Source organism: Streptomyces sp. NPDC107498 (genome assembly GCF_055582805.1).
Genome location: NZ_JBVJPE010000010.1, coordinates 273,517 through 300,192, shown reverse-complemented (window position 1 = coordinate 300,192; position 26,676 = coordinate 273,517). Strand labels below are relative to the sequence as shown.

Genomic DNA, 26,676 nt, shown 5'->3' with positions numbered 1-26,676 from the left:
ACTCGGTGATGACGCGGGCGAACTCGGGGGAGGAGTCGAGCAGGGCCGTGGCCATGCCCACCCACTGCGAACCCTGCCCCGGGAACACGAACACGGCGCGGGAAGAGGACACGCCGTTCTCGCCGTCGACCTCCCGGGAGGCCAGGGCGTCCAGGCCGGCGAGCAGCCCGTCCCGTCCGTCACCGCCGGGCAGCGCGGCCCGCGACTCGAAGGCGGAGCGCCCGGTGGCCAGGGAGAGCGCCACGTCGGCGGGGTCGAGCTCCGGCCGTGCCCGTACGTACGCGGCCAGCCGTCCGGCGGCCTCGGCCAGCGCGTCCGGCGTGCGTGCCGACACCAGCCACGGCAGGCCGGCGCCCTCCAGGCCGGCCACGTCGTCCGGAGTGACGTCGTCGGTGGCCTGCTCGGCGGGGGCCTCGGCGAGGACGACGTGGGCGTTGGTGCCGCTGATGCCGAAGGAGGAGACGCCGGCACGCCGGATCCTGCCCTCCTCGGCGGGCCAGGGGCGGGGTTCGGTGAGCACCTCGACGCCGCCGGAGGCCCAGTCCACGAGCTTGCTGGGGGTGCCGACGTTGAGCGAGGCGGGCAGTTCGCCGTGACGCATCGCCATGACCATCTTGATGACGCCGCCGACACCCGCCGCCGCCTGGGAGTGCCCCAGGTTCGACTTCAGGGAGCCCAGCATCAGGGGCCGCTCGTCGCGCTGGGTGCCGTATGTGGCGAGCAGGGCCTGTGCCTCGATGGGGTCGCCGAGGACGGTGCCCGTGCCGTGCGCCTCGACCGCGTCCACGCCGGAGAAGGTGACTCCGGCGTCCTGCACGGCCGCGCGGATCACGCGCTCCTGGGCGGGGCCGCTGGGGGCGGTGAGGCCGTTGGAGGCGCCGTCCTGGTTGACGGCCGAACCGGCCACCACGGCCAGGACCTCGTGCCCCAGGCGCTGGGCGTCCGAGAGGCGCTCCACGACCAGGACGCCGACGCCCTCGGCCCAGGCGGTGCCGTCCGCGTCCGCGGAGAACGACTTGCACCGGCCGTCCGGTGCGAGGCCCTTCTGCTGGGAGAACTCCACGAAGATGCCGGGCGTCGACATGACCGTCACACCGCCGGCGAGCGCCAGCGAGCACTCCCCGGAGCGCAGGGCGTTGACCGCCAGGTGCAGGGCGACCAGCGACGACGAGCACGCCGTGTCCACCGTCAGGGCGGGGCCCTGAAGCCCCAGGGTGTAGGCGACGCGACCCGAGGCCACGCTCGACGTCGTGCCCGTCAGACCGAACCCGGTGCCGCCCGCGCCCGCCTCGCCGAGCCGGGGACCGTACTCCTGGGCGATGGCTCCGAGGAACACGCCCGTCGACGTGCCGTGCAGCGATCCGGGGGTGATGCCGGCCCGCTCCAGGGCCTCCCACGACACTTCGAGCAGCAGCCGCTGCTGCGGGTCCATCGCCAGCGCCTCGCGCGGCGAGATCCCGAAGAAGGCGGGGTCGAACTCGCCGGCTCCGTGCAGGAAGCCGCCGTCGCGCACGTAGGAGGTGCCGGAGTGGTCCGGGTCGGGGTGGTAGAGGCCGTCGAGGTCCCAGCCCCGGTCGGTCGGCAGGCCCGAGACGACGTCCCGCTGCTCGGCGACGACCCGCCACAGCGCCTCGGGCGAGTCCACCCCGCCCGGGAAGCGGCAGCCCATGCCGACGATCGCGATCGGGTCGTTGGTGCCCGCCTCCAGCTCACGGACCCGCTGACGGGACTGGTGGAGGTCGACGGTGAGGCGCTTGAGGTACTCGACGAGTTTGTCGTTGTCCGTTGTTGTCATGGCGATGATGCCCCCGTAGGCGTCGTGGAGCCGTGCGTGCGCGCGGTGCGGACATGGCCGCCCGGGCGGCGTGCCGGAGCACGCCGCGCGCGTCGAACAGGATGAGCGGAGTGAGGGTCCGGTGGTGCGGACGTGGGATCAGAGTTCGGAGTCGATGAACGCGAGGAGTTCGTCGACCGAGGCCGACTGGACCCGTGCGGACAGATCGTCGTCGTCGGCCCGGGTCCGCTGAGCGGGGATCCGGGCCGCCAGTGCCTGGAGGCGCTGGACGATCTCGGTCCGGACGTCGTCCTGGGTGTCGTCCGGCAGCTCGACGAGTGCCGCCTCCAGCCGGTCGAGTTCGACCAGGCCGGGAGCGGACGTCGGGCCGGCGGAGTCCGCGGCGGATTCCGCTTCGGCCGGGGTGAGTTCGGTGTGCAGGTGGGCCACGACCGCCAGCGGTGTCGGGCAGTTGAAGAGGAAGGTGGCGGGCAGCCGCAGGCCGACGGCGGTCTGCAGCCTGTTGCGGAGTTCCACGAGGGTGAGCGAATCGCAGCCCATGTCCTTGAAGGGCCGGTCGGCGGGAACGCCGGCCGCGGAGGACCGGCCGAGCACGGCGGCGGTCTGCACCCGGACGAGGTCGAGGAGCAGCTCCTCCCGCTCGGCCGGGCTCAGTGCGGCGAGCCGGTCGCGCAGGGTCTCGGTCGCCCGGGGCGCGGCCGCGGTCGGCGAGGCCTGTGCCGGTCGCGGGGCGGCCGGTGCCAGGTCCCGCAGGACGACGGGCAGTTGGCCGCCGAGCGCACCGAGCGCGGCACGGTCGATCGGTGCGGGCACGAGCGCGGGGGAGTCCACGCGCAGGGCCGCGTCGAGGAGGGCCAGGCCCTCGGCCCGGTCGATGGGCGCGAGGCCGGTCCGGGTGATCCGCACCCGGTCGGCCTCGGACAGGGTGCCGGCCATGCCGGCGGCGCCCGGCCTCCCCGCCGTGTCCGCCCACACGCCCCAGGCCAGGGAGAGCGCCGGGAGCCCCCGCGCCGCGCGGTGCTGGGCCAGGGCGTCCAGGTAGGCGTTGGCCGCGGCGTAGTTGCCCTGGCCGGCGCCGCCGATGACGCCCATGACGGAGGAGAAGAGGACGAAGGCCGCGAGGTCCTGGTCGGCGGTCAGCTCGTGCAGGTGCCGGGCCGCGGTGGCCTTGGCGGCGAGCACGGTGTCGAGGCGCTCGGGGGTGAGCGCCGTGATCACGCCGTCGTCGAGGACTCCGGCGGCATGGACGACGGCGGTGAGCCGCACGCCGGTCAGCAGCTTCGCGAGCGCGTCGCGGTCGGCGGTGTCGCAGGCCGCGAGGACGGCCTCCGCGCCCAGTTCGCCGATCTCGGCCGCGAGTTCCTTCGCCCCGGGCGCGTCGGCGCCGCGGCGGCTGACCAGGAGCAGACGGCGGGCGCCGTGCTCGGTGACCAGGTGCCGCGCGACCAGTCCGCCGAGGGCGCCGGTGGCGCCGGTGACCAGGACCGTGCCCTCCGGGTCGAGGGCGGCGGGCAGGGTGAGGACGACCTTGCCGACGTGGCGTGCCTGGCTGACGTACCGGAAGGCCTCCGGTGCCCGGCGGACGTCCCAGGTGCTCACCGGCAGCGGCCTCAGCGCCCCCGACGACAGCAGGCCCATGACGGCCGTGAGCATCTCGCCGATGCGCTCGGCCGGTTCCTGGAGCAGGTCGAAGAAGCGGTAGTCCACCCCGGGGTGTCCGGCCGCGATCAGCGCCGGGTCGCGCAGATCGGTCTTGCCCATCTCCACGAAGCGGCCGCCGCGCGGCAGCAGCCGCAGGGACGCGTCCACGAACTCGCCGGCGAGGGAGTTCAGCACGACGTCCATGCCGAGGCCCCCGGTGGCCGCGCCGAACGCGGTTTCGAAGTCCAGGGTGCGGGACGACGCCAGGTTCGCCCCCTCCAGGCCCAGGTCGCGCAGGACGTCCCACTTGCCGGGACCCGCCGTGCCGTAGACCTCGGCGCCCAGGTGCCGGGCCAGCTGGACGGCGGCCATGCCGACGCCGCCCGCGGCGGCGTGGATCAGGACGCGCTCGCCCGAGGTCAGTCCGGCGAGGTCGACCAGGGCGTGGTACGCGGTGAGGAACACGATGGGCGCGGACGCCGCCTGGACGTACGTCCAGTCGGCGGGCATGACGGCGACCAGCCGGTGGTCGGCGACGGCCGTCGGACCGAACGCCCCGGAGAGCAGGCCCATGACCCGGTCGCCGACGGCGAGACCGGTGACGCCGGGCCCCACCTCGGTGACCACACCGGCCCCTTCGAGGCCGAGCGGGCCGGGGTCGCCGGGGTAGAGGCCCAGCGTGCCCAGGACGTCGCGGAAGTTGACGCCGGCGGCGCGCACGGAGATGCGGACCTCGCCGTCACCCAGCGGGGCCAGGGCCTCCGGGAAGGGTTCGAGGGCCAGGTGGTCCAGGGTCCCGCGCTCGCGCACCACCATCCGCCAGGCGGCCGTGCCGGCCGGGGGAACCAGGGTGCTGCCGGCCGTCGCCGGGCCGATCCGGGGCACGAGCGGGGCCCCGTCCCGTACGGCGAGCTGGGGTTCGGCGACGATCAGCGGCAGTGCCGTGCGGCAGTCCTCCGCCGTCTCCACGTCCAGGAGCCCGACCCGTCCGGGGTTCTCGGTCTGCGCCGAGCGCGCCAGACCCCACACGGCCGCGAGGTCGGGGTCCGCGTCGGCGTCCGGCGCCGTGGCCACGGCCGCCCGGGTGACGAGCACCAGGCGGGAGTCGGCGAGCCGGTCGTCGGCCAGCCACGCCTGGAGCAGGGCGAGCGCGCGGTGCGCGGCGGGCCCGGTGCCGTCCGGGTGCCCTTCGAGCTCCCCGAGCGGTGCGAGGACCACGGAGGGGACGAGCAGCCCGGCGTCGACGGCCTCGCCGAGGGCGGCGAGGTCGGCGTACCGGGGGCCGACGCCCAGGTCGGCGGAGCCGAGCGAGACGGCGCGCGGGGACGGCTCGGGCTCCGCCGCGGCCGGCTTCCAGTCCAGTCGGTGGAGCGAGCGCGGGACGGCCACGTCCTCGCTCACCGGGCGCAGGACGAGCTCCTCGATCTCGGCGACGACCGCCTGGGACTCGTCGAGCAGGGTCAGGGACACCGCGTCCGGCCCGGTGCCGTGGATCAGCACGCGACCGGAACGGACGCCGGGCTGGTGGACGGTCACGCCGCGCCAGGAGAAGGGCAGCAGCCGACGGCCGCCGTCGTCGAGCGCGGTCATCACGACCGGGTGCAGGGCCGCGTCGAGCAGTGCCGGGTGCAGCCCGTAGGAGGCGGCGTCGGTGACGGAGGCCGGCAGGGCGACCTCGGCGAGGAGGTCGGTGCCGTGCCGCCACGCGGCGCGCAGGCCCTGGAAGACCGGTCCGTAGGCGTAACCGGAGGCGGCCAGTTCGTCGTAGCAGCCGTCGACGGGCAGCGGTTCGCCCTCGCCGGAGGGCCGGGCCGCGGTGGGCGCGGGGGCTCCGTCGTGCGGGGCGAGCGCGCCGGTGGCGTGCAGGGTCCACGGCTCGACGGCGCCGTCCGGCGTCTCGGTGCGGGCGTGCACGGTCACCGTCCGCTGTCCGTCGTCGCCGGGCGCGGCCACGACGACCTGCACCTCGGTGCGGCCCTCGTCGGGGAGCACCAGGGGGGCGACGAGGGTGAGCTCGGCGACCCGGGGCGTCCCGGCCAGGGAGCCCGCGCGGGCGGCGAGCTCGAGGAAGGCGGTGCCGGGCAGCAGGACCGAGCCGAGGACGGCGTGGTCGGCGAGCCAGGGGTGGGTACGGCGGCCGAGCCGGGCGGTCAGGACGGTCTGTCCGGACTCGGCGAGCTCGACGGCGGGGCCGAGCAGCGGGTGTCCGGCCGGCCCTTCGGTGCCGTGCGCGGTCAGCCAGTAGCGCTCCCGCTGGAAGGCGTACGTGGGCAGGGCGGGCGTCCGCCCCGGTCCGAACACGGCCCGCCAGTCGGGGCTCCGGCCGCGGACGTGCAGGCTGCCGAGCGCGGACGCCAGGGTGCGGCGTTCGGACCGGCCGCGGCGCAGCACCGGCACGAAGGCCAGCGCCTCGTCGTCCAGGCAGTCCTGCCCCAGGGCCGACAGCACGCCGTCCGGGCCGAGTTCGAGGAAGGTCCGCATCCCGAGCCCGTGGAGCGCGGCGAGGCCGTCGGACATCCGCACTTCCCGGCGCACCTGCCGCACCCAGTAGTCGGCGGTGACCTCGACGGGTCCACCGGTGACGGTGGACACCATCGGGACGCGCGGCTCCGCGTACCGCACCGTCGACGTGACGGCGGCGAACGCGTCGAGCATCCCGTCCATGCGGTGGGAGTGGAAGGCGTGGCTGACGACGAGCCGGCGCGTCTTGCGGCCGGCGGCGGCGAACGCGGCGGCGACCTCGTCGACGGCCTCGACGTCGCCGGAGACGACGACGGCCAGGGGGCCGTTGACGGCGGCGATGCTCACCTCGTGCTCGCGGCCCACCAGGAGGGCGCCGACCTCGTCCTGCGAGGCCTGGACGGCCGTCATGGCACCGCCGGGCGGCAGCGCCTGCATGAGCCGGCCGCGCGCGGCGACCAGGGCGCAGGCGTCGGACAGGGTGAGGATCCCGGCGACGTGGGCGGCGGCGAACTCGCCGATGGAGTGGCCGAGCACGGCGTCGGGGGTCAGGCCCCGGTGCTCCAGGAGACGGAACAGCGCGACCTGGAGGGCGAAGAGGGCGCACTGGGTGTTCTCGGTCCGGTCGAGCGCCTCGGCGTCGTGGAACATCACCTCGCGGATCGGCGGCGCGCCGGGCACGGAGGCGCGGCAGGCGTCGAGTTCGGCGCACACCGCGTCGAGGGCGGCGGCGAAGACCGGCTCGGACGCGTACAGCTCGCGTCCCATGCCGACGCGCTGGCTGCCCTGCCCGGTGAAGAGGTAGGCGAGGCCGTCGTCGGCGCGCGCCGTGCCGACGGCCAGCGCGGAGTGCGGTTCGCCGCGGCCGAGCGCGGCCAGGGCCGCGACGGCCTCCTCGTGGTCCTCGGCGGTGACGGCCGCGCGGTGGTCGAGGGCGGTACGGGTCGTGGCCAGGGCGCGGCCGAGGTCGCGGTCGGAGACCCCGTCGAGGCCGTCGAGCGCGTCGACGAGCGCGGTGGCCTGGGCGCGCAGCGCCGCTTCGGTACGTCCGGACAGCACCCACAGCGGGGTGTCGCCGTCGTCTCCGGAGCCGGTCCCGGGCGCGAGGGCCTCGGCGGGGGCCTCGGCGAGGACGACGTGGGCGTTGGTGCCGCTGATGCCGAAGGAGGAGACGCCGGCACGCCGGATCCTGCCCTCTTCGGCGGGCCAGGGGCGGGGTTCGGTGAGCACCTCGACGCCCCCGGAGGCCCAGTCCACGAGCTCGCTCGGCTTGCCGACGTTGAGCGAGGCGGGCAGTTCGCCGTGGCGCATCGCCATGACCATCTTGATGACGCCGCCGACACCGGCGGCGGCCTGTGCGTGGCCGAGGTTGGACTTCAGTGAGCCGAGCATCAGGGGCCGCTCGTCGCGCTGGGTGCCGTATGTGGCGAGCAGGGCCTGTGCCTCGATGGGGTCGCCGAGGACGGTGCCCGTGCCGTGCGCCTCGACCGCGTCCACGCCGGAGAAGGTGACTCCGGCGTCCTGCACGGCCGCGCGGATCACGCGCTCCTGAGCCGGTCCGCTGGGGGCGGTGAGGCCGTTGGAGGCACCGTCCTGGTTGACGGCCGTGCCCGCGACGACGGCGAGCACGTCGTGCCCGAGCCGCCGGGCGTCCGAGAGGCGCTCCACGACCAGGACGCCGACGCCCTCGGCCCAGGCGGTGCCGTCCGCATCCGCGGAGAACGACTTGCACCGGCCGTCCGGCGCGAGGCCCCGCTGGCGCGAGAACTCCACGAAGATGCCGGGCGTCGACATGACCGTCACACCGCCGGCGAGCGCCAGCGAGCACTCGCCCGACCGGACGGCGCGTACGGCGAGGTGCAGGGCGACCAGCGACGACGAGCACGCCGTGTCCACCGTCAGGGCGGGGCCCTGAAGACCGAGCGTGTAGGCGACGCGACCCGAGGCCACGCTCGACGTCGTGCCCGTCAGACCGAACCCGGCGGCACCCGCGCCCGCCTCGCCGAGCCGGGGACCGTACTCCTGGGCCATGACACCGGCGAACACGCCCGTCTGGGTGCCGCGCAGGGAGTCGGGGGCGATCCCGGCCCGCTCCAGGGCCTCCCAGCACACCTCCAGGTAGGCGCGCTGCTGCGGGTCCATCGCCAGCGCCTCGCGCGGCGAGATCCCGAACAGTTCGGCGTCGAACTCCGCGGCGCCCTCCAGGAACCCGCCGTCGCGGACGTAGGTGGTGCCCACGTGCGCGGGGTCGGGGTGGTAGAGGCCGTCGAGGTCCCAGCCCCGGTCGGCCGGGAAGCCCGAGACGACGTCGCGCTGCTCGGCGACGACCCGCCACAGCGCCTCGGGCGAGTCCACCCCGCCCGGGAAGCGGCAGCCGATGCCGACGATCACGACCGGGTCGTCCTCGTCGGCACGGGCCTCGGGGGCCGCGGCCCCGTGCTGCGCCTCGGCGAGCAGCGCGGCCAGCTCGGCCGGGCTGGGGTGGTCGTAGACGACGGTGGTGGGAAGCTTGCGCCCGGTGGCGGTGACGAGCCGGTTGCGCAGCTCGACGACCATCGCCGAGTCGATGCCCAGCTCCTTGAACGTCCGCCGGGGCTCGACCTCGGCGACGGAGTCGTAGCCGAGTACGGCGGCCGTGTGCGCCCGCACCAGCTCCAGGGCGGCCGGGCCGGTCAGCGAGCGGGTCGGCTCGGTCTCGGCGGCGTCCGCGGTGTCCTCCGGGAGGGCCGCGGGCCGCTGCGCCGGCGTCAGGGCCCGGGCGGCGTGGGGCTGCGCGGTGATCCAGTGGCGGCGGCGCTGGAAGGCGTACGTGGGCAGTTCGGCGCGGGTGGTGCCGGCGGGCAGGACGGCGGACCAGTCCACCTCCGCGCCGTGGCAGAACGCCTCGCCGAACGCGAGCAGCAGTCGCCGCTGCCCGCCCTCCCCGCGGCGCAGGGTGCCGAGCGCGGCGACCGGCAGGTCAACGGCCTCGGCGGTCTGCTGGACGGCGAGCGCCAGGACGGGGTGCGGGCTCATCTCGACGAACAGCTCGTGCCCGGCGTCGAGGAGCGCGCGCACGGCGGGTTCGAACCCCACGGGCTCGCGCAGGTTGCGGTACCAGTAGGCGACGTCCAGCTCGGAGCCGTCGAGGGCGGTGCCGGTCACGGTGGAGTGCAGCGGCACGCTTCCGGCGCGCGGCGCGATTCCGGCGAGCTCGGCCGGCAGCGTGTCGCGCACGGCGTCGACGTGCGGGCTGTGCGAGGCGTAGGCGACCGGAACGCGCCGGGTGCGCACGTCCTCGCCGTACCGCGCGGCCAGGGCGTCCAGGTCGTCCCCGTCACCGGCCACCACGGTCATGCCGGGCGAGTTGACGGCGGCCACGCTGAGCCGTGGGAATCCGGCCAGGTCGGTGCGGACCCGTTCGACGGGCAGTCCCACGGTCATCATGCCGCCGCCGCGCCCGGCGAGCGCGCCGAGGGCGGTGCTCCGCACGGCGATCAGCCGGGCGGCGTCGTCCAGGGTGAGGGCGCCGCTGACGGTGGCGGCGGCGATCTCGCCCTGCGAGTGGCCGACGACCGCGGCGGGTTCGACGCCCGCCGCCCGCCACAGCGCGGCGAGTCCGACCATCACGGCCCACAGCGCGGGCTGGACGACGTCGTCGCGGTCGAGGGCGGGCGCGCCGGGGCGCCCGCGCAGCACATCGGTCAGCGACCAGTCGCGGTACGGGCGCAGCGCGCGCTCGCAGTCCTCGACCACCCGGGCGAACACGGGGGAGTCGTCGAGGAGTTCCGCGGCCATGCCGGCCCACTGGGAACCCTGTCCGGGGAAGACGAAGACCGCCTCGCGGACCGTCCGGCGGCTGCTGCCCTCGACCGCGGCCTGGGTGCCCCGGGAGTCGGCGACCGCGTCCAGGGCGGTCAGCAGCTCGTCGCGGCCGGAGCCGGTCAGCACGGCGCGGTGGGTGAAGGAGGTGCGATCGTGGGCGAGGGCCCGGGCGACCTCGGCGACGTCGAGATCCGGCCGTTCGGCGAGGTGGTCGCGGAGGCGGGCGGCCTGGGCGCGCAGCGCCTTGTCGCCGCGGCCGGAAATCACCCATGCGACGGCGTCGGAGGCGTCCGACGCCTTTGTCTCCTCCGGCTCGTCACCGCCGGTCGAGGAGGTCTCGCCCCGCCATTCCCCGAGTACCAGATGGCAGTTCGTACCGCCCATTCCGACCGATGTCACGCCCGCGACGAGCGGACCGTCGGGATTCGGCCACGGTCCGGTTTCGGTGGCGGCGGCGATCCGCAACTCCTCGAAGGGGATCTGCGGATTAGGGGTTTGATAGTTGAGGGTTGGAACAAGTTCCCGCTCTTTGAGGCAGAGAATCGTCTTGACGAGTCCCGCTATGCCTGCGGCGCCTTCGAGATGGCCGATGTTCGTCTTGACGGATCCGAGGAGAAGCGGGTTATCGGGAGTGCGGGAGGACGCGAATACGGCACCCAGAGCAGAGGCTTCTATGGGATCACCGACCCGGGTGCCCGATCCGTGTATTTCGACGTACTGTGCTTGTTCCAGCGGTATACCGGAGTTTTCCCAGGCGGCGCGTATGACGCGTTCCTGGGCCTTTCCGTCGGGGGTGGGGAGGGTGTCGCTCGCGCCGTCGCTGCCGACGGCTCCGCCGTGCAGCAGGCAGTGGACGCGGTCCCCGTCGGCGATGGCCCGGCTGAGGAGCTTCAGCACCACCACGCCGCCGCCCTCGCCCCGGACGTAGCCGTTCGCCCGGGCGTCGAGACTGTGACATCGCCCGTCGGGCGAGAGGCTGCCGAAGGCCGCCAGGGCCTGGGTGCTCTCCGGCGCGAGGTTGAGGTTGACGCCGCCGGCCAGCGCCGTCACGGACTCGCCGCGACGCAGGCTCTCACAGGCCAGGTGCACCGCGACCAGCGACGACGACTGCGCGCTGTCGACCACCATGCTCGGTCCCTGGAGTCCGAGGACGTAGGAGACCCGGTTGGCGATGATGCCCCGGTGCAACCCGGTCACCGTGTGCGCGGAGGTGGCTTCGGGGCCGGCCGCGTGGGTGAGGGTCGTGTAGTCGTCGGCGATCGCGCCGACGAAGACGCCGGTGGCGGTGGAGGCGAGCGCGGCCGGGACGATGCGGGCGTCCTCCAGCGCCTCCCAGGCGAGCTCGAGCACGAGTCGCTGCTGCGGGTCCATCGCGGCCGCTTCACGCGGGGATATGCCGAAGAACTCGGCATCGAAGGTGTCGACGCCGGGCAGAAAACCACCGGGCCGCGACGATCCGTCCTCCAGGGCGCCCAGGTGCGCCCGATCCGCGGGCGGCTCCGCTATGGCGTCGCGGCCGTTCCTGAGAAGATTCCAGAATTCGGCAGGGCTCGCCCCACCGGGAAAACGGCAGGAAAGTCCGACGACGGCGACGGTCCGGTCGTCGATCTGATCGGGCGCAAGGCTCCCCGTGCCGGTTTGTGGTGCTGCCGCCTCAATCTGGGCATGGCGGATCATGGTGTTCTGCTCCCCCCGTGAAGCACGATCAACGGCGTTGCCGACTCGGCGGCCCTGCCCGTCTCAATCTCGTTTCGGACCCTAGCACCGAGGCGGCGCTCCGTAAACCAATGGCCAGAGCGGGGGGTTGGTAAGGAAAATGAATGTGATAGGTAATCAAAGAAACGCTTGGGGGTCTTCCCGGGGGAGTCGTTTCACGCCATGTCGACGGACGGCCGAAACCTCCCGGCCCGGTGACACCGCCTCCGGCGGGAGGGCGGGCGTCGGACCGGGACGGGAGGCCGGAAGCCGTGGACCCTACTCGGCCTTCGCCGCGTGGTCGGCCTTGGTGAGCGTGCAGACGCCGTCCACGCACTGGCGCTCCAGACGGCCCCGCGAGATGGTCTGCACCAGGCCGACCATCCAGCAGGTGGGGCAGCCGCGGAAGGCGATGAGGGCCAGCGGCGCCGCCAGCAGGGTGGCCGGGCCGGCGACGGGCACCATCGCGATCGAGCCGATGATGAGTCCGAAGCCGATGAGGCCGCGCGCCAGGTGGCGCGGGACGGACTTGCTGGCGAAGTTCGGCGCCGCGGACGGGGCCTTGGCCTCGGACGGCACGGTGATCGCGGTCGGTGCGGTGACCGGGGACTTCGTGCCCTCGGGGGGCTTCACGATGTTCACGGTGTTCATGGTCGTGAGTCTCCTTCGACTGGTCGGTCGATGGCTTGATCTGATGCCTGGTCGGTCGCTTCCAGCGCGTGACGCAGCGCCGCGCGTGCTCTGTGCAGCCGTGACTTCATCGCGGCGGTGCTCAGACCGAGCGTGCGGGCGACGGTCTTGCCCGGCAGGCCCTGCACGTCCCGCATGATCAGGACCTGTCGCTGCTCACGGGGAAGGGCGCTGACCGCGGCCGCGATCCGCTCCACCTCCAGCCTGTACAGCACGGCCTCCTCGGCGGACGGTTCCGCGCACGCCTCCGGCTCGGCCGAGTGCTCGTCGCGCATGGCGATGAGCAGCCGCACCTGCCGGAGGCATTCGTTGCGGACGATCCGGAACATCCACGAGGCAAGCGCGCCGGTGGCCCGCAAGGTGCCGATCTTCCGATAGAGGATGATCAGCGCCTCTTGTGCCGCGTCCTCCGCGTCCTGCGGCGAGGCGCACAGTGATATGGCGAACTTGCGCACATGCGGCTGCGATTCCATGACGACGGTGGTGAGCGACGTGACGTCGCCGTCCTGAGCGGCCTTGATCAGCCGCTCGTCGGGCCAGGGGAAGCGTTGGTTCATGTGCTACTCATACCGGAAGGCGCCCCGCGCGCAGGCGCTGGTCAGGTGCGGCTCTTGTTGAAGCGTCGCATCAGGTGCCAGCTGCACGCCCCCACGAGCACGACGCCGACCACGATGATGGCAGTCCACATAGTTGCTGTTCCCTCCGTGTTCCTCCGGCCCGTTCGGCCGGTACGCACATAAGAGACGGGGAGGCGCCGAGAGGATTCGCCTCCCGGCGAAGTTTTTTTCGGACCCGTCCGAGGCGGGGGGTCACCGACCGCCGAGGAGGCCGCCGACCGCCGCGGGACCTGCGGCGACGGCGCGCTCACCGACGTCGCCGAAGCCCGGGACCGGCCGTACCCGACCCGGCGCGCGCAGCGGCTCGCCGCCGGCCCGGTCCGCTGCCGACGGCAGCTCGGGCGGGAGACCGGACCACTCCGGAGGCGCGGGACCCGGCCTTACCGACGAGCTGCCCGACCCCCTACCGTCACCCGGGTGACCAAGATGCTCAACTCCCAAGCGGAGGGCGCCGGTTCGCCGCCGCCCCTGGTGACGCGGCCCCTGCTGCTGCGCTTCGTCTCGATCATCGGCGCCTCGACGAGCTTCTATCTGCTCCTGTCGGTCGCCCCCCTCTACGCCGAGGCGACCGGGGGAGGCCTCGGGAACGCCGCCGGGCTCACCACGGGCGCGCTGATGCTGGCCACGGTCGGAGGCGAGCTGGCCACTCCCCGGCTCGTCGCCCGCTTCGGCTACCGCCTCGTCCTGATGGCGGGACTCGTCCTCCTCGGCGCGCCCGCGTTCGCGCTCACCGTCTCCGGCGGCGCGGCCTGGATCACGGCGGTCTGCTTATTGCGCGGGCTGGGCTTCGCCTTCACGGTCGTCGCGGGCGGCGCCCTGACGGCCTCGCTCATCCCGGCCGAGCGCCGCGGGGAGGGGCTGGCGCTCGTCGGCATCGTGACCGGGGTCCTTTCGCTGGTGGCGCTCCCGCTAGGGGTGTGGCTGGTGGCGCGCGTGGGGTACGGGCCGGTCTTCGCCGCCGGGGCCGTGGCCGCGCTGGCCGCCGTGGTCTCGGTGCCGGGCCTGCCGGACCGCGATCCGGACCCGGGGCGGCCGATCGGGGTGACGGCGGGGTTCCGGACGCCCGCGCTGTCCCGCCCCGTTCTCGTCTTCTCCACCACCGCGCTCGCCGCCGGAATCCTCGTCACCTTCCTCCCGCTCGCCGTCCCGTCGGCCTCCGGGGGCGTCGTCGCCACGGCCCTGTTCGCCCAGACCGCGGCGGCGACCGGAGCCCGCTGGGTCGCCGGCCGGCACGGCGACCGGCACGGGCCGGCCGTGCTCCTCCTCCCCGGCCTCGTCGTCGCGGCCGGGGGAACGCTGCTCACCGCCCTCACCCACAGCCCGGTCGCCGTCGTCCTCGGCGTGGCCCTGTTCGGGATCGGCTTCGGCGTCACCCAGAACACCACCCTGACGCTGATGTACGCGCGCGTCCCCGCCTCGGGTTACGGAACCGTCAGCGCCCTGTGGAACTTCGCCTTCGACGCGGGCATGGGCGTCGGGGCCGTCGGCTTCGGGTTCCTCGCGGATTCGACCGGTTACCCGTGGGCGTTCGCCCTCACCGCCGTCCTGATGCTGACGGCCCTCGCCCCGGCCCGGCGCGACCGCCGGACGAAGGGCCCCGCGGGCCTCGATCGCGACGGCCCGGGGGAGTGGGGTGAGGACTCGTCCGGCGGCCGGTGACGTACGCACCCGCCCGCCGGATCCGCCGGCGAGGAGCGGCGACGCCCGCAGCCCCGCGCCCGGCCGGGAGCCCGCCCGATTGCGCCCGGGAGTCCCGCGCCCGGCCGGCCTCACATGTGCGGGTGGCCGTAGTACCGGGCGAACTGCTCCAGCTGGTCGGGCTCGCCGCCGTGCTGTGCCTCGTCGAAGTCGGGGGCCGCCTCGATCTGCTCCTTCGTGCGGTCCACGTACACCTTCTTCTCGGCGGTGTCGATCAGTTCGATCGTCCCGGCCGGGAGCAGCACCCGCCTGCCGAAGATCCAGACCCCGACGTCGACGACCAGATAGGACGAACCGACGTCCTCGGAGTGCTTGTCGACCTTCCCGATGGCGCCGTCCGTGGCCTCGACCTTGTAGCCGACGAGGTCGACGCCCTGCCGGTACCCCGTGCTCGGGCGGTAGTTCCAGATGTCGAACTCACTCATGGCGGCACCCCTCTCCGCCCCCATCCTCCCGTGGTCCACCGGCGCACGCACGTCGTCCGCCGCGGCCCGGGCGGGGGGCTCTCACCCGTTCGGCCTCCGGCGCTTGCCGCGGTCGCCCGCGCCGTCAGGCTGGAAGGGTGAGAACCCCCCTGTTCCTACGAGTTCCTCCGCCCCCGCGCGTCCCCCCGCTCCGGCGGTCCCCCTCGCTCCGGCGCGTGGCGCTGCTCCTCGGAACGGCGGCGGCCGTGGTCGCCCTGTCCGGCTGCGGCGCGTCGCAGGCGCGCCGGGACGGGGCGACCCGGGCGGGCCGGTTCTTCGAGGACTCCCTCGGGTCCGGGAACTTCCGGGTCGCCTGCCGGCTGCTCGCCCCCGAGAGCCGCGAGCAGCTGGAAGAGGAGGAGGAGAAGCCCTGTGCGCAGGCCCTGGCCTCGCAGGACCTGCCGCGCGGCGGGGGAGTGCGGGGCGTGGACGTCCACGGCAGGCAGGCGCTGCTCCGCCTCCACGGGGACACGCTGTTCCTCTCGCAGTTCGACGGGGGGTGGCGGGTCACCGCCGCCGGATGCGCGCCCGAGCCGGGCGACACGCCGTACAGCTGCGTACTGAAGGGGGCATGACGTGAAGACCCTGTTCGTGGCGTGCGTGGTCACCGTCGTGGGCGGTCTCGCCTACTTCACCGCGATCGGGATGATGCAGCGGTGACGGCCGAGCGGTCCCGGGAGCGCGGATTCTGGCGGTCGAACAGCCTCACCCTCTGCTTCGGGGCGGCCTTCCTGGTCGTCCTGGGCGCCCAGGCGGTCTCCGGGCGCGCGGAGTTCAACGAACAGCTCGCCATCGAGGGGCTCCAGCAGATCGGCTTCGGCGACTACCTGATGTCCTCGGACTTCGCCGTCGACGTCACCGAGAACTGGCAGTCGGAGTTCCTGCAGTTCTTCCTCTACATCTTCGGCACGGTCTACCTCCTCCAGCGCGGCTCGCCGGAGTCCAAGGAGCTGCACAAGGCGGGCACGGAGAGCGAGCGCGACCAGCACATGGGCGACCACGCGCGGCCGGACTCACCCCGCTGGGCGGCCACGAAGGACTGGCGGCAGGCCGTCTACTCGCGGTCGCTCGGACTCGTCATGGCCGTCTTCTTCCTGCTGTCCTGGCTGGCCCAGTCGATCTCCGGCGCGGCCGCCTTCAACGAACTGCGGCTGCGGCAGCTCCAGGCGCCCGTCTCCTGGTCCTCCTACCTCGCCTCCGCCGACTTCTGGAACCGGTCCCTGCAGAACTGGCAGTCGGAACTCCTGGCCGTGGCGTCGATGGCCATCCTCTCCGTCTACCTCCGCCAGCGCGGTTCACCGGAGTCCAAGCCCGTCGGCGCCCCGCACGGGGCCACCGGCATCGAGGGCTGACGCCGGCGCCGGGCGGCCCCGCTGGTTGCCGGCGCGGGTCGGTCCTACCGTGGAAGGGTGGTCTTCCGTCCCACCGGGCGATGGCCCCGGGCCGGGCGGACGCGGAGGGCGGTCCGCCGCTTCCGGGCCGGGCACCGGTGGGCGCCGGCCAGGGACCTCGGGCTGTGGCAGCGCTCGCTGGGGTTCGCGGCGCTCGCCTTCCTCACGCTGGTGCCGCTCCTGATCGTCGTGTCGGCGGCGGGCGCGGGCGGCGGGAAGGGGTTCGCCCAGTGGCTCGGCGACGGCATCGGGGTCTCGGACGCCGCCAGGGCCGAGATCGAGCGGTTGTTCGCGCTGCCGGGCCAGGTGCGACGGACCACGACGGCGTTCGGCCTCGCCCTGCTCGCCGTCTTCGGCCTCACGTTCGGCACGGCGGCGCAGAGCGGGTACGAGAAGGTCTGGGACCTCCCTCCGGCCCACTGGAGGGCCCGATGGCGGCACGCGGTGTGGCTCGCCGTGCTCATCGGGGTCCTCTACCTCCTCGCGGTCTTCCCGTTCTGGCGGGACGTCCCGGTGAGCGACGCCGTCACGCTGCTGATCGGCACCCTCTTCTTCTGGTGGTCGCAGCGGCTGCTGCTCGACGGACGCGTCCCGTGGCTCGCCCTGCTGCCCGGGGCGGTGTGCACCACGCTCGGGCTGCTCGGCCTGCGGGTGTTCTCCCGGCTCGTCTTCTCCCCGCTGATCGCGTCCAGCGCCGTCACGTACGGCCCGTTCGGCGCGTTCCTCGTCATCCAGACCTGGCTCGTCGCGGTGGGCGTCGTGGTGTTCGGCGGTGCGCTCGCGGGCCGCCTGGTCGACGAGGAGCTGTCCCGGGCGACGCGTGCGCGGAAACGGTGACGGTGACGCCGGGGGCCCGTCCCCGGAGCCGTGACTCCCTTGTACGTGCGGGTGGTTGACGAAAGGTCTGGACCAACCTACGGTCTCCTGGAGCGCGCGCCACGTCCAGGACCGCCCCCCCACGTCCTCAGGAGCACGCATGCCAGGCCCTCTGATCCCCCGTGCCCTCGGAGCGGGGCTCGCCGCCCTGCTCGCCGCCGCGTTCCTCGCGGGTCCCGCCGCCGCCGAAGACGCGCAGCCCGCCCCGTCCCCGTCGTCGACCGCCGCGGACACCTGCGCCCTCAAGCCGAAGCCCACCGGAAAGGTGCTCCAGGGCTACTGGGAGAACTGGGACGGCTCCGCCAACGGCGTGCACCCGCCGTTCGGCTGGGCACCCATCGACGACCCGCGTTTCGCCGCCCACGGCTACAACGTCGTCAACGCCGCGTTCCCCGTGATCCGCTCGGACGGGACCGTGCTGTGGGAGGACGGCATGGACAGCACCGTGCGCGTCGCCACCCCGGCGGAGATGTGCCGGGCCAAGGCGGCCGGGGCGACGATCCTGATGTCCATCGGGGGCGCCGCCGCCGGGATCGACCTGAGCTCCCGGGCCGTCGCCGACCGCTTCGTCGAGACCGTCGTGCCCCTCCTGAAGACGTACAACTTCGACGGGATCGACATCGACATCGAGACCGGCCTCGTCGGCAGCGGCAGCATCGGCACCCTGTCCACCTCGCAGGCCAACCTGGTCCGCATCATCGACGGGGTCCTGGCCCGCATGCCCGCGGGCTTCGGACTGACGATGGCGCCGGAGACCGCGTACGTCACCGGCGGCAGCGTGGCCTACGGGTCGATCTGGGGCGCGTACCTGCCGATCGTCAAGAAGTACGCGGACAACGGCCGCCTGTGGTGGCTGAACATGCAGTACTACAACGGCAGCATGTACGGGTGCTCCGGCGACTCCTACTCCGCCGGCACGGTCGCCGGGTTCGTCGCCCAGACCGACTGCCTGAACCGCGGACTCGTCGTCCAGGGCACCACCGTCAGGGTCCCCTACGACAAGCAGGTCCCCGGCCTCCCGGCCCAGCCGGGCGCGGGCGGCGGACACATGGCGCCGTCGGCGGTGGCCCAGGCCTGGAACCACTACGGCGGCTCGCTCAAGGGCCTGATGACCTGGTCGGCCAACTGGGACGGGTCGAAGGGCTGGACCTTCGGCGACAACGTCAAGGCGCTCCAGGGACGCTGACCCGTGTCGACCCCTCGCCTGTTACCCGCTGGTAGGCAATGATGGCGGGAGACCATCCACACGGCCGGGGGCTGAGGCAACGGTGACGACTTTCGACCAGAAGACCAGGGTGCACGCCTTCCGGGACGACGCCCTGGGGGAACACGACGCCGTCGGACTCGCCGAGGCCATCCGCCGCGGCGAGGTCGGCGCCGCCGAGGCCGCCCGGGACGCGGCCGAGCGGGTGCGGGCCGTCGAGGAACGGCTCCACGCCGTCCAGACGCACGTCGACGCCCCCGCGCCCGGCGCCGCGACCGGCGGCGCCTTCGCGGGCGTCCCGACCTTCGTCAAGGACAACACCGACCACCAGGGGCTGCCCACCGGCCACGGCAGCGCGGCCTTCACCCCGAGCCCGGCACGGCAGCACGCGCCCTTCGCCCGGCAGTTCCTGAGCACCGGCGTCACGGTGCTCGGCAAGACCCGCCTGCCCGAGTTCGGCTTCAGTCCCACCACGGAGTACGAGGGCGCCGAGCCCGTCCGCAACCCGTGGAACACCGGCCACTCCGCGGGCGGCTCCTCGGGCGGCAGCGCGGCGCTCGTCGCCGCCGGAGCGGTGCCGATCGCCCACGCCAACGACGGCGGCGGCTCCATCCGGATCCCCGCCGCCGCCTGCGGGCTCGTCGGCCTCAAGCCGACCCGCGGCCGCGTCGTGCCGAACGCCCAGAGCCGCCGACTGCCCCTGGACCTCGTCGTCGACGGCATCGTGAGCCGCTCCGTACGGGACAGCGCCGCGTTCCTCGCCGCCGCCGAGACGTACCGGCGCAACCCGAAGCTGCCGCCCGTGGGACTGGTCGAGGGCCCCTCCGGACGACGCCTTCGCATCGGATTCCTCCTCGACTCGCCGAACGGCGTCACCTCCGACACCGTCACCCGGGAGGCCGTCACGGAGACGGCGACGACGCTCGAACGGCTCGGCCACACCGTGGAGCCCGTCGAGATGGCCGTCGACCCGCGCTTCACCGAGGACTTCCTCACCTACTGGGGGATGCTGTCGTACCTCCTCGGCGCCACCGGCCGCTCCCTCGGCGCGGACTTCGACCGGCACCGCATGGACGGCCTCAGCCGCGGGCTGCGCGCCACCTACCTGGAGAACTGGCGGCGCACCCCGGGCGTGCTGCGGAGGCTGAAGCGCACGAAGGAGGCGTACGCGGCGGCGTTCCGCGGACTCGACCTCCTCCTCACCCCCGTCCTCGCCCACCCCGCACCGCCGATCGGCCGCCTGGCCCCGACCGTCCCGTACCCGGTGCTCGTCGAACGGATCCTCGCGTACGTGGCGTTCACCCCGGTCGACAACGTCGTCGGCACCCCGTCGATCTCGCTGCCCAGCACCCGCACGACGGACGACGGACTGCCCGTCGGCGTCATGTTCTCCGGCCGCCCCGGCAGCGAACGGACCCTGCTGGACGTGGCGTTCACCCTGGAGGCGGACCGGCCGTTCCGCCGGATCCAGGACGACGCCGTCTAGGAACCGACCCGTTCGGCGAGGCGCGCCATGGCACGCTCCAGCTCCCGGCGCGCCCCGAACGGGAGGAGCGCGGCGCGTCCCGGGACGCGGACGCCGCCGGTGAGCGCCACCCTGGTCCGGCCGCCCTCGTCCACCGCCGCCATCCCGACGACCAGGAACCGGCTCTGCAGCCAGCACCAGCCCGGCCGCAGCACGCCGTGGAAACGGGCCCGCAGGCCGTAACGGCTCCGCGCGAGGGCCTCCACCCGGTCGCCGTCCCTGCGCAGCACCCGCACCGACCGCATGTCGGGCTGGAACTCCCCGAAGCCGCCCTCCAGATCGCCCATGACGCCCCACACCACGTCGAGCGGCGCGGGGAGCACCCGCTCCACGATCCGCGCGCCCCGGACGGCGGCGCCCATGACCCGCAGCCGCCGCACCTCGTCGATCATCGCCTCGTCGCCGTTCACGCGGACCACGCCCTTCGGAAGCTCTGCCGTGCCCGGTGCAACCGGGACTTCGCCGTGCCGGCCGGCACTCCGAGGAGCGCCGCCGCGGCCTCCTCGTCCCTCCCCTCCACGTCCCGCAGGACGAGCACCGCCCGGTGCGCGGGCGACAGCCGGGCCAGGACGTCGCCGATGTCGGCGGCCAGCTGCGGATCGCCCCGCTCCGGCACGTCCGGCAGCTCCGCGGGCCGCGCCCGCGCCGCCCGCCTGGCGACCCGCACCGCCTCCCGCACGGAGATCGCCCGCACCCACCCGTACAGCGCCTCGGGCTCCCGCAGCGACCGCAGCGAGGTGAAGACGGCGACCAGGGCCTCCTGGGTGGCGTCCGCTCCGTCCTCCAGGGCGATGGGCCGGCAGATCCGGGCGATGTACGGGGTGAGGTGGTCGAGCAGGTCGTGCAGGGCCAGGGTGTCGCCGCGCCGGGCGGCCCGGGCGAGCGCGACGCCCCGGTCGACGGGGTCGACGGGGTCGACGGCCTCAGCGGGCGGCACGCAGGGCCGTCCAGCCGAAGACCAGGCTCAGCGGCGTGTACAGCAGCGCGTTCAGCCAGGGAAAGGCCGCTCCGGAGCCGTCCCGGCCGACGACGATCCACACCAGACCGGCCGCCCCGCGCAGCAGCATCCCGCAGGCCACGGCGTACGTGACGAGGCGCGGGACCCGGCGGGCGCGGACCCCGCGCGCGTGGGCCGCCACGGCGACCGCGGCGCCCCCTTCGAGGACGGCCAGCGGCAGCACCACCGCCGGCCCGAAGGACACCACGCCGCCGAGGACGGCGAGCGAGAGGCCCCGCTCGTCGGCGGCCGGCCAGGTCAGACCGGTGCCCCAGTAGACGTGCGCCAGTGCGAGGACGGCGAGCAGCACGGCGACGGCACGCCCGCCGGTTGCCGCACGAGGCCGCTGGATGTCGATGACCGCCATGGGGTCCCCTCCGTATCGGGATGGTGAACGAGCCCGGGTCCGGCGCCGCGGGGCGCCGACACCTGAAGGAGGAAGCGAACCGGGCGGGGGTTCCCTGTGATCCGGCTCACACGCACCGGCCCGCCGCCCCCCGATGCCGGCGGCCCGGCGCGGGGCGGGCCGAGCACGCCCACCACCCCGGGCGGCGACCCGCTCGTCCCGCCCCGCTCTTCCGGGACCGGGACCCGGCCGCCTCCCCGCTCGTCCTCACGCCCGTCGGCACGGGCGTCCCCGTCCTGCTCCTGGTCCCGTACCTCCGGGCCGCCCTTCCGGAGCCACGTCCCCGACGATCACGGAGCCGTCCGGTCAGCCGCCGCGGCGGATCCTCGCCGCCCGTCGGGCCTCGGCCGTTTTGCGCGCCTCGGCGACCCGCCGGGACTCGTTCTTCGCGCGGCCCGGGCGGCCCGGGACGGTGCCGATGCCCCGGAAGGCCGCACCGCCGCGCCGGTCGCGCTCCTGGCTCGGCGCGCTGCCCTCGACCGGCACGCCCGAGGGCTTGCGGGCACCGGTGAGGCGGGTCAGCTCGGCCTCGCCGGAGCGGACCCGGGTCTCGCGGGGCCGGATCCCGGCCTCCGCCATGAGGCGGGCCACGTCACGGCGTTCCTCGGGCGTGACCAGCGTGACGACGACGCCCGACTCGCCCGCGCGGGCGGTGCGCCCGCCGCGGTGCAGGTAGTCCTTGGCGTCGGCGGGCGGGTCGACGTTGACGACCAGGTCGAGCTCGTCGACGTGGAGGCCGCGCGCCGCCACGTCCGTGGCGACCAGGACGGGGACCTCGCCGGTCCTGAAGCGGTCCAGGGTGCGGGTCCGCAGCGGCTGCGACTTGCCGCCGTGCAGCGCCGCGGCCCGCACGCCGCTGCCGAGGAGGTGCTTGGTGAAGCGGTCGACGGCGGCCTTGGTGTGCAGGAACATGATCACGCGCCCGTCCCGGGCGGCGATCTCCGTGGCGGTGGCGAACTTGTCGGCGCCGTGCACGTGCAGCACGTGGTGCTCCATGGTGGAGACGGCGCCGGCCGCGGGGTCGACGGAGTGGCCCGCCGGGTCCCGGAGGTAGCGCGCGACCAGCTCGTCGACGTCACCGTCGAGGGTGGCCGAGAACAGCATCCGCTGGCCGGCGCCCGGCACCTGGTCGAGCAGCTCGGTGACCTGCGGCAGGAAGCCCAGGTCGGCCATCCGGTCGGCCTCGTCGAGGACGGTGACGGCCACCCGGTCGAGACGGCAGTCCTTGCGCTCGACGAGGTCCATGAGCCGGCCGGGAGTGGCGATCAGGACCTCGGCCCCGTCACGCAGCGCGCCGGCCTGCCGCCCGATCGACATGCCGCCGACCACGGTCGCCAGGCGGAGCCCCAGGGCCTCGGCGTACGGGGCGAGGGCGTCGGTGACCTGCTGGGCCAGCTCGCGGGTGGGGACCAGGACCAGGGCGAGCGGCCTGCGGGCCTCGGCCCGGCGCCCGGCGGTACGGGCGAGCAGCGGCAGGCCGAACGCGAGCGTCTTGCCGGAGCCCGTCCGCCCGCGTCCGAGGACGTCGCGGCCCGCGAGGGCGTCCGGGAGCGTGGCGGCCTGGATCGGGAAGGGCGTCTCGACGCCGTGGCGGGCGAGCTCCGCGAGCAGTCCGGCCGGCAGGCCGAGGGCGGCGAAGGTCACGGCCGCCGCGGAGGCGTCCTTGGGGGGCGTGGTGTTCATGCGGCACCTGGTCCGTCGGAAAGGCTGGGAAACGCGACGGGCCGGGGCCCCCACCACACGGGTGGGGGCCCCGGCCGCGTCGGACGTGTCAACGTCAGGCGGGGAGGATGTTCTCCGCCTGCGGGCCCTTCTGGCCCTGCGTGACGTCGAAGGTCACCTTCTGGCCTTCCTGGAGCTCACGGAAGCCGGAGGTGGCGATGTTGGAGTAGTGGGCGAACACGTCCGGGCCGCCACCCTCCTGCTCGATGAAGCCGAAGCCCTTTTCCGAGTTGAACCACTTCACGGTGCCAGTAGCCATGTCATATCTCCTTCGGGGCGTAGCCCTGGGAACCGCACTGTGCGGGTCCCGGCGTCGCCGTGATGATTGCCCCGTCCGGAAAACTGCACCGAAAACACATAAAGTGCCTGACGATGTCGAATCGTCGAAGGCACTTGTAAGTTCAATGGGAACCACGACTGCAACTGATCCACACTGTAGCACGGTTCCGGCGGCCGCGCATGAGGAATGTCCGATTTGCCGTGAGGACGAACGTGACCGTGACGAGCAGCGCCCAGGCGCCGAACTTCGTGGGGGAGACCGGCCGCCAGCCGTCCAGCTGGTCCGGGTAGCTCCAGGCGCCGACGTACGTGGCCGCGTTCTCGGCGATCCAGAGGAAGAAGCCGATCAGGACGAAGGACAGGGCCAGGGGCATCCGGTGCTCGCTCTCGCCGACCCGGAAGCGGACCCGGGTCCCCGCCGTCGCGGCCAGGAGCAGCGCGGCCAGGGCCCAGCGGGCGTCGGGCAGCCAGTGGTGGCTGAAGAAGTTCACGTACACGGCCCCGGCGAGGACCGCCGTGACCCGGGGCCGGTAGCCCGTGAGCCGCAGGTCGAACAGGTGCCAGGCGCGGCAGACGTAGCTGCCGAGCGCCGCGTACAGGAACCCGCCGTACAGCGGTACGCCGCCGAACTTCGTCAGGGCGTCCTCCGGATAGCTCCACGAGCCCATCCGCACCTTGACCAGCTCGAAGAGGAGGCCGATGGCATGGCACGCGGCGATCACGGCGACGTCCCGGCCGGTGTCCCAGCCGACCTTCCACGCGAGGACGGTGAGCCCGACGCCGTACAGGAGCAGCAGGTCGTAGCGGGCGAGCGGCAGTTCGGGCAGCAGGGCCGAGGCGCCGATGCCGCCGACGAGCGCGACGGCGAAGGCGCAGCAGCGCGCCTCCAGGACCGCGAAGCGCAGCAGCTGGCGCGTCGCGTGGATGAGCGTCTCCATGGCGGGAGGGACGCCGGCGGCCCGCGATCGGTTCGCCGGTCCGGCCGGACCGGCGCGGCGGCGTCCCGCACTCCCGGAACGGTGGAACGGCGGCGCGCCGCACTCCCGGGAGGGGGAGTGCGGCGCGCCGCCGTGCCGTCGGGCGTGCCGGAGGTCAGACCGCCGGGGACGGGAAGGTCGGGTACTCCACGCCGGAGACGTGCTGGACGACCCGGATGACCTGGCACGAGTAGCCGAACTCGTTGTCGTACCACAGGTACAGGATCGCGTTGTCGCCGTCGACCTTGGTCGCGCCGGCGTCGACGATGGAGGCGTGGCGCGAGCCGACGAAGTCCATCGAGACGGCGTCGGGGGCCGTGGTGAAGTCGATCTGGCGCTTCAGCGGCGAGTGCAGCGAGACGTCGCGGAGGTACTCGAGGACCTCCTCGCGGGTGGTCTCGCGGCCCAGGCGCAGGCTCAGGATGGCGATCGAGACGTCCGGGACGGGGACGCGGATCGAGCTGCCGGTGATCGGCGCCTTCAGGTCGGGCAGCGCCTTGGCCACGGCGGAGGCGGCGCCCGTCTCCGTGATGACCATGTTGAGCGGCGCGGAACGGCCGCGGCGGTCGGCCTTGTGGTAGTTGTCCAGCAGGTTCTGGTCGTTCGTGAACGAGTGGACCGTCTCCACGTGGCCGCGCAGCACGCCGTACTCGTCGTCCATGGCCTTCAGCGGCGGGACGATCGCGTTGGTGGTGCAGGAGGCGCAGGACAGGATCTGCTCGTCCGGCTTCACCGTGTCGTGGTTGACGCCGTGCACGATGTTCGGCACGTCGCCCTTGCCGGGGGCGGTCAGGACGACCTTGTCGATGCCGGGGCGCAGGTGCTTGGAGAGGCCCTCGCGGTCCCGCCACTTGCCGGTGTTGTCGATGAGGATGGCGTTGTCGATGCCGTACGCCGTGTAGTCGACCTCGGAGGGGTCGTTGGCGTAGATCACCTTGATCGTGTTGCCGTTGGCGACGATGGTGCTGTTCGCCTCGTCGACCGTGATCGTGCCCTGGAACTGGCCGTGGATGGAGTCGCGGCGCAGCAGTGAGGCGCGCTTCACGAGGTCCTGGTCGCCGCCGCCGCGGACGACGATCGCGCGCAGGCGCAGACCGTTGCCGGAGCCGGCCTTCTCGATGAGGAGACGGGCGACGAGGCGGCCGATGCGGCCGAAGCCGTAGAGGACGACGTCGCGTCCGTCGCGGCGCTCGATCTTGTTCTCGCCGATGGCGCCGGCGACGGCCTCGGCGGTGAACTCCGCGACCGAGAGACCGCGGTCGTCGGTCTTGTAGTCGGCGGCGAGCACACCGATGTCGATCTGGCAGGGGCCCAGGTCGAGGGTCGTGAGCGTCTGGAGGAACGGCAGCGTCTCGGTGACCGAGAGCTCCTCGCCGTCGATCTGCCGGGCGAAGCGGTGGGTCTTGAGGATGCTGACCACCGACTTGTTCACCAGGGAGCGGCTGTGGACCAGGACGGTGACGTCCTGCTCCCGGTGCAGCTTCCCGATGATCGGGATCATCGACTCCGCGATCTCCTCGCGGTTCTTCCAGCTGGTGAACGAGTCGTCATTGACAGTCACAAGATTATCTTTCGAGCTAGGCGGCGCTCATATGGTAACCCCCGGCCGGTTTGATCAATCAAGGGGTGCCGAACCGTACGACGGGACGCGTCGGAGGCCTGCCCCCGCCCCGGTGGACAGGCGCCGGGGGCGTACCGGCCCGGAGTGATCCCCGGCCGGTTCGCGGTCGGCCTCCGCCACCGGGCGGGCCTCCGCGCCGGGGCGGCCTCCGCCACCGGGGCGAACCCCGTCACCGGGGCGACGCGCGGCGCTTCCGGATGTCCGCGAGGCGTCCTTCGAGGGCCGCCCGGCGCTCGGGCCACTCCTCGGCGACGATCGAGAAGACGGCGGAGTCCCGGAGGCGGCCCTCCTCGCCCGGGGCCCAGGAGGCGGCCCATCTGCGCAGGACGCCCTCGAAGCTCGCGCCGACGCTCGCGATCGCGGCCCGCGAACGGGCGTTGCGGGCGTCGGTCTTGAGGTCGACCCGGGCCACGCCCCAGCTCTCGAAGGCGTGCCGGAAGAGCAGGTACTTGGCCTCCGTGTTCACCCCGGTGCCCTGGGCGGAGGCCGCGAGCCAGGTGTAGCCGATCTCGATCGCGCACAGGCCCTCCCCGGAGGGCCACGGGCGCGGATCCAGGAAGGCGGTGGCGCCGACCACCCGGCCGGACGCCGGGTCGACCTGGACGTACGGGGCGACCTTGCCGTCGGCGGCGCGGCCGAGCTGCGCGTCGACGTAGGCCCCGGCCTCCTCCCGGCGCGGCACCCAGGTGAACCCGTACGCGTCCCTGTTCTCCTCCGCCGCCTCCGCGAGACCGGAGAGGTGGTGGTGCCCCAGCGGCTCCAGGCGGACGAACGCGCCCTCCAGAACCGGCCTTTCCCCTGTGAAACCCATCAG

19 protein-coding genes are annotated in these 26,676 nt (G+C 73.9%); 6 read left to right on the top strand and 13 right to left on the bottom strand.

Translation table 11 applies throughout. From position 1 onward, the window contains the following. The 4 genes from ACZ66Z_RS20120 to ACZ66Z_RS20105 all read right to left on the bottom strand — a co-directional run. A partial coding sequence (locus ACZ66Z_RS20120) for a type I polyketide synthase (RefSeq protein WP_469935726.1) occupies positions 1–1,795 on the bottom strand: 1,795 nt, incomplete at its 3' end. Positions 1,796–1,933: 138 nt separating this feature from the next. Beyond that, the gene (locus ACZ66Z_RS20115) at positions 1,934–11,308 is read right to left on the bottom strand and encodes a type I polyketide synthase (protein ID WP_469935744.1); all 9,375 of its coding nucleotides are present in this window, start codon (positions 11,306–11,308) and stop codon (positions 1,934–1,936) included. A gap of 366 nt (positions 11,309–11,674) precedes the next feature. Continuing rightward, positions 11,675–12,046 (bottom strand): hypothetical protein, encoded by a 372-nt coding sequence (locus tag ACZ66Z_RS20110; RefSeq protein WP_469935724.1) that lies wholly within the window; start codon positions 12,044–12,046, stop codon positions 11,675–11,677. Then, positions 12,043–12,642 carry an RNA polymerase sigma factor gene (locus tag ACZ66Z_RS20105; protein WP_469935722.1) on the bottom strand — a complete coding sequence of 200 codons (600 nt, stop codon included), beginning with the start codon at positions 12,640–12,642 and terminating at the stop codon, positions 12,043–12,045. Before ACZ66Z_RS20105 ends, ACZ66Z_RS20110 begins: the two co-directional genes overlap by 4 nt. Before the next feature lie 486 nt (positions 12,643–13,128). Between ACZ66Z_RS20105 and ACZ66Z_RS20100 the strand changes: the two genes are divergently transcribed. Further along, positions 13,129–14,361: an MFS transporter gene (locus ACZ66Z_RS20100; RefSeq protein WP_469935742.1), complete on the top strand. Its 1,233-nt coding sequence runs from the start codon at positions 13,129–13,131 to the stop codon at positions 14,359–14,361. Between the two features lie 110 nt (positions 14,362–14,471). Here the strand turns inward: ACZ66Z_RS20100 and ACZ66Z_RS20095 are convergent, their stop codons facing one another. Continuing rightward, positions 14,472–14,825: a PRC-barrel domain-containing protein gene (locus tag ACZ66Z_RS20095; protein ID WP_469935720.1), complete on the bottom strand. Its 354-nt coding sequence runs from the start codon at positions 14,823–14,825 to the stop codon at positions 14,472–14,474. Between the two features lie 215 nt (positions 14,826–15,040). Between ACZ66Z_RS20095 and ACZ66Z_RS20090 the strand changes: the two genes are divergently transcribed. The 5 genes from ACZ66Z_RS20090 (at position 15,041) to ACZ66Z_RS20070 (ending at position 19,821) form a co-directional block, all read left to right on the top strand. Further along, on the top strand, positions 15,041–15,439 hold the full coding sequence (locus ACZ66Z_RS20090; protein WP_469935718.1) for a hypothetical protein: 399 nt from the start codon (positions 15,041–15,043) through the stop codon (positions 15,437–15,439). An 81-nt stretch (positions 15,440–15,520) separates the two neighbouring features. Beyond that, on the top strand, positions 15,521–16,216 hold the full coding sequence (locus ACZ66Z_RS20085) for a DUF6766 family protein (protein ID WP_469935716.1): 696 nt from the start codon (positions 15,521–15,523) through the stop codon (positions 16,214–16,216). A gap of 57 nt (positions 16,217–16,273) precedes the next feature. After that, the gene (locus ACZ66Z_RS20080; RefSeq protein WP_469935714.1) at positions 16,274–17,092 is read left to right on the top strand and encodes a YhjD/YihY/BrkB family envelope integrity protein; all 819 of its coding nucleotides are present in this window, start codon (positions 16,274–16,276) and stop codon (positions 17,090–17,092) included. A 139-nt stretch (positions 17,093–17,231) separates the two neighbouring features. Continuing rightward, on the top strand, positions 17,232–18,317 hold the full coding sequence (locus ACZ66Z_RS20075) for a chitinase (RefSeq protein WP_469935712.1): 1,086 nt from the start codon (positions 17,232–17,234) through the stop codon (positions 18,315–18,317). 82 nt (positions 18,318–18,399) lie between these two features. Then, positions 18,400–19,821: an amidase gene (locus ACZ66Z_RS20070; protein WP_469935710.1), complete on the top strand. Its 1,422-nt coding sequence runs from the start codon at positions 18,400–18,402 to the stop codon at positions 19,819–19,821. Here ACZ66Z_RS20070 and ACZ66Z_RS20065 read toward each other — a convergent pair. The 8 genes from ACZ66Z_RS20065 to ACZ66Z_RS20030 form a co-directional block, all read right to left on the bottom strand. After that, a complete protein-coding gene (locus tag ACZ66Z_RS20065) occupies positions 19,818–20,270 on the bottom strand; it encodes a hypothetical protein (RefSeq protein ID WP_469935708.1) in 453 nt (150 codons plus the stop codon). The two genes, ACZ66Z_RS20070 and ACZ66Z_RS20065, sit on opposite strands and share 4 nt — an antisense overlap. After that, a complete protein-coding gene (locus tag ACZ66Z_RS20060; protein ID WP_469935706.1) occupies positions 20,267–20,797 on the bottom strand; it encodes an RNA polymerase sigma factor in 531 nt (176 codons plus the stop codon). Before ACZ66Z_RS20060 ends, ACZ66Z_RS20065 begins: the two co-directional genes overlap by 4 nt. After that, positions 20,784–21,224, bottom strand: a complete 441-nt coding sequence (locus ACZ66Z_RS20055) for a DUF3995 domain-containing protein (protein WP_469935704.1) — start codon at positions 21,222–21,224, stop codon at positions 20,784–20,786. The genes ACZ66Z_RS20060 and ACZ66Z_RS20055 overlap by 14 nt, the downstream gene beginning before the upstream one ends. A gap of 345 nt (positions 21,225–21,569) precedes the next feature. Further along, complete coding sequence (locus ACZ66Z_RS20050; protein WP_469935702.1) at positions 21,570–22,946, bottom strand: DEAD/DEAH box helicase; 1,377 nt, start codon at positions 22,944–22,946, stop codon at positions 21,570–21,572. A gap of 94 nt (positions 22,947–23,040) precedes the next feature. Continuing rightward, complete coding sequence (locus ACZ66Z_RS20045; RefSeq protein ID WP_033201600.1) at positions 23,041–23,244, bottom strand: cold-shock protein; 204 nt, start codon at positions 23,242–23,244, stop codon at positions 23,041–23,043. A gap of 142 nt (positions 23,245–23,386) precedes the next feature. Beyond that, the gene (locus ACZ66Z_RS20040; protein WP_469935700.1) at positions 23,387–24,202 is read right to left on the bottom strand and encodes a DUF817 domain-containing protein; all 816 of its coding nucleotides are present in this window, start codon (positions 24,200–24,202) and stop codon (positions 23,387–23,389) included. A gap of 154 nt (positions 24,203–24,356) precedes the next feature. Next, complete coding sequence (locus tag ACZ66Z_RS20035) at positions 24,357–25,802, bottom strand: glyceraldehyde-3-phosphate dehydrogenase (RefSeq protein WP_469935698.1); 1,446 nt, start codon at positions 25,800–25,802, stop codon at positions 24,357–24,359. A 229-nt stretch (positions 25,803–26,031) separates the two neighbouring features. After that, positions 26,032–26,673, bottom strand: coding sequence for a GNAT family N-acetyltransferase (locus ACZ66Z_RS20030; RefSeq protein WP_469935696.1), 642 nt, complete (start codon positions 26,671–26,673; stop codon positions 26,032–26,034). Between the last annotated feature and the right edge of the window lie 3 nt (positions 26,674–26,676).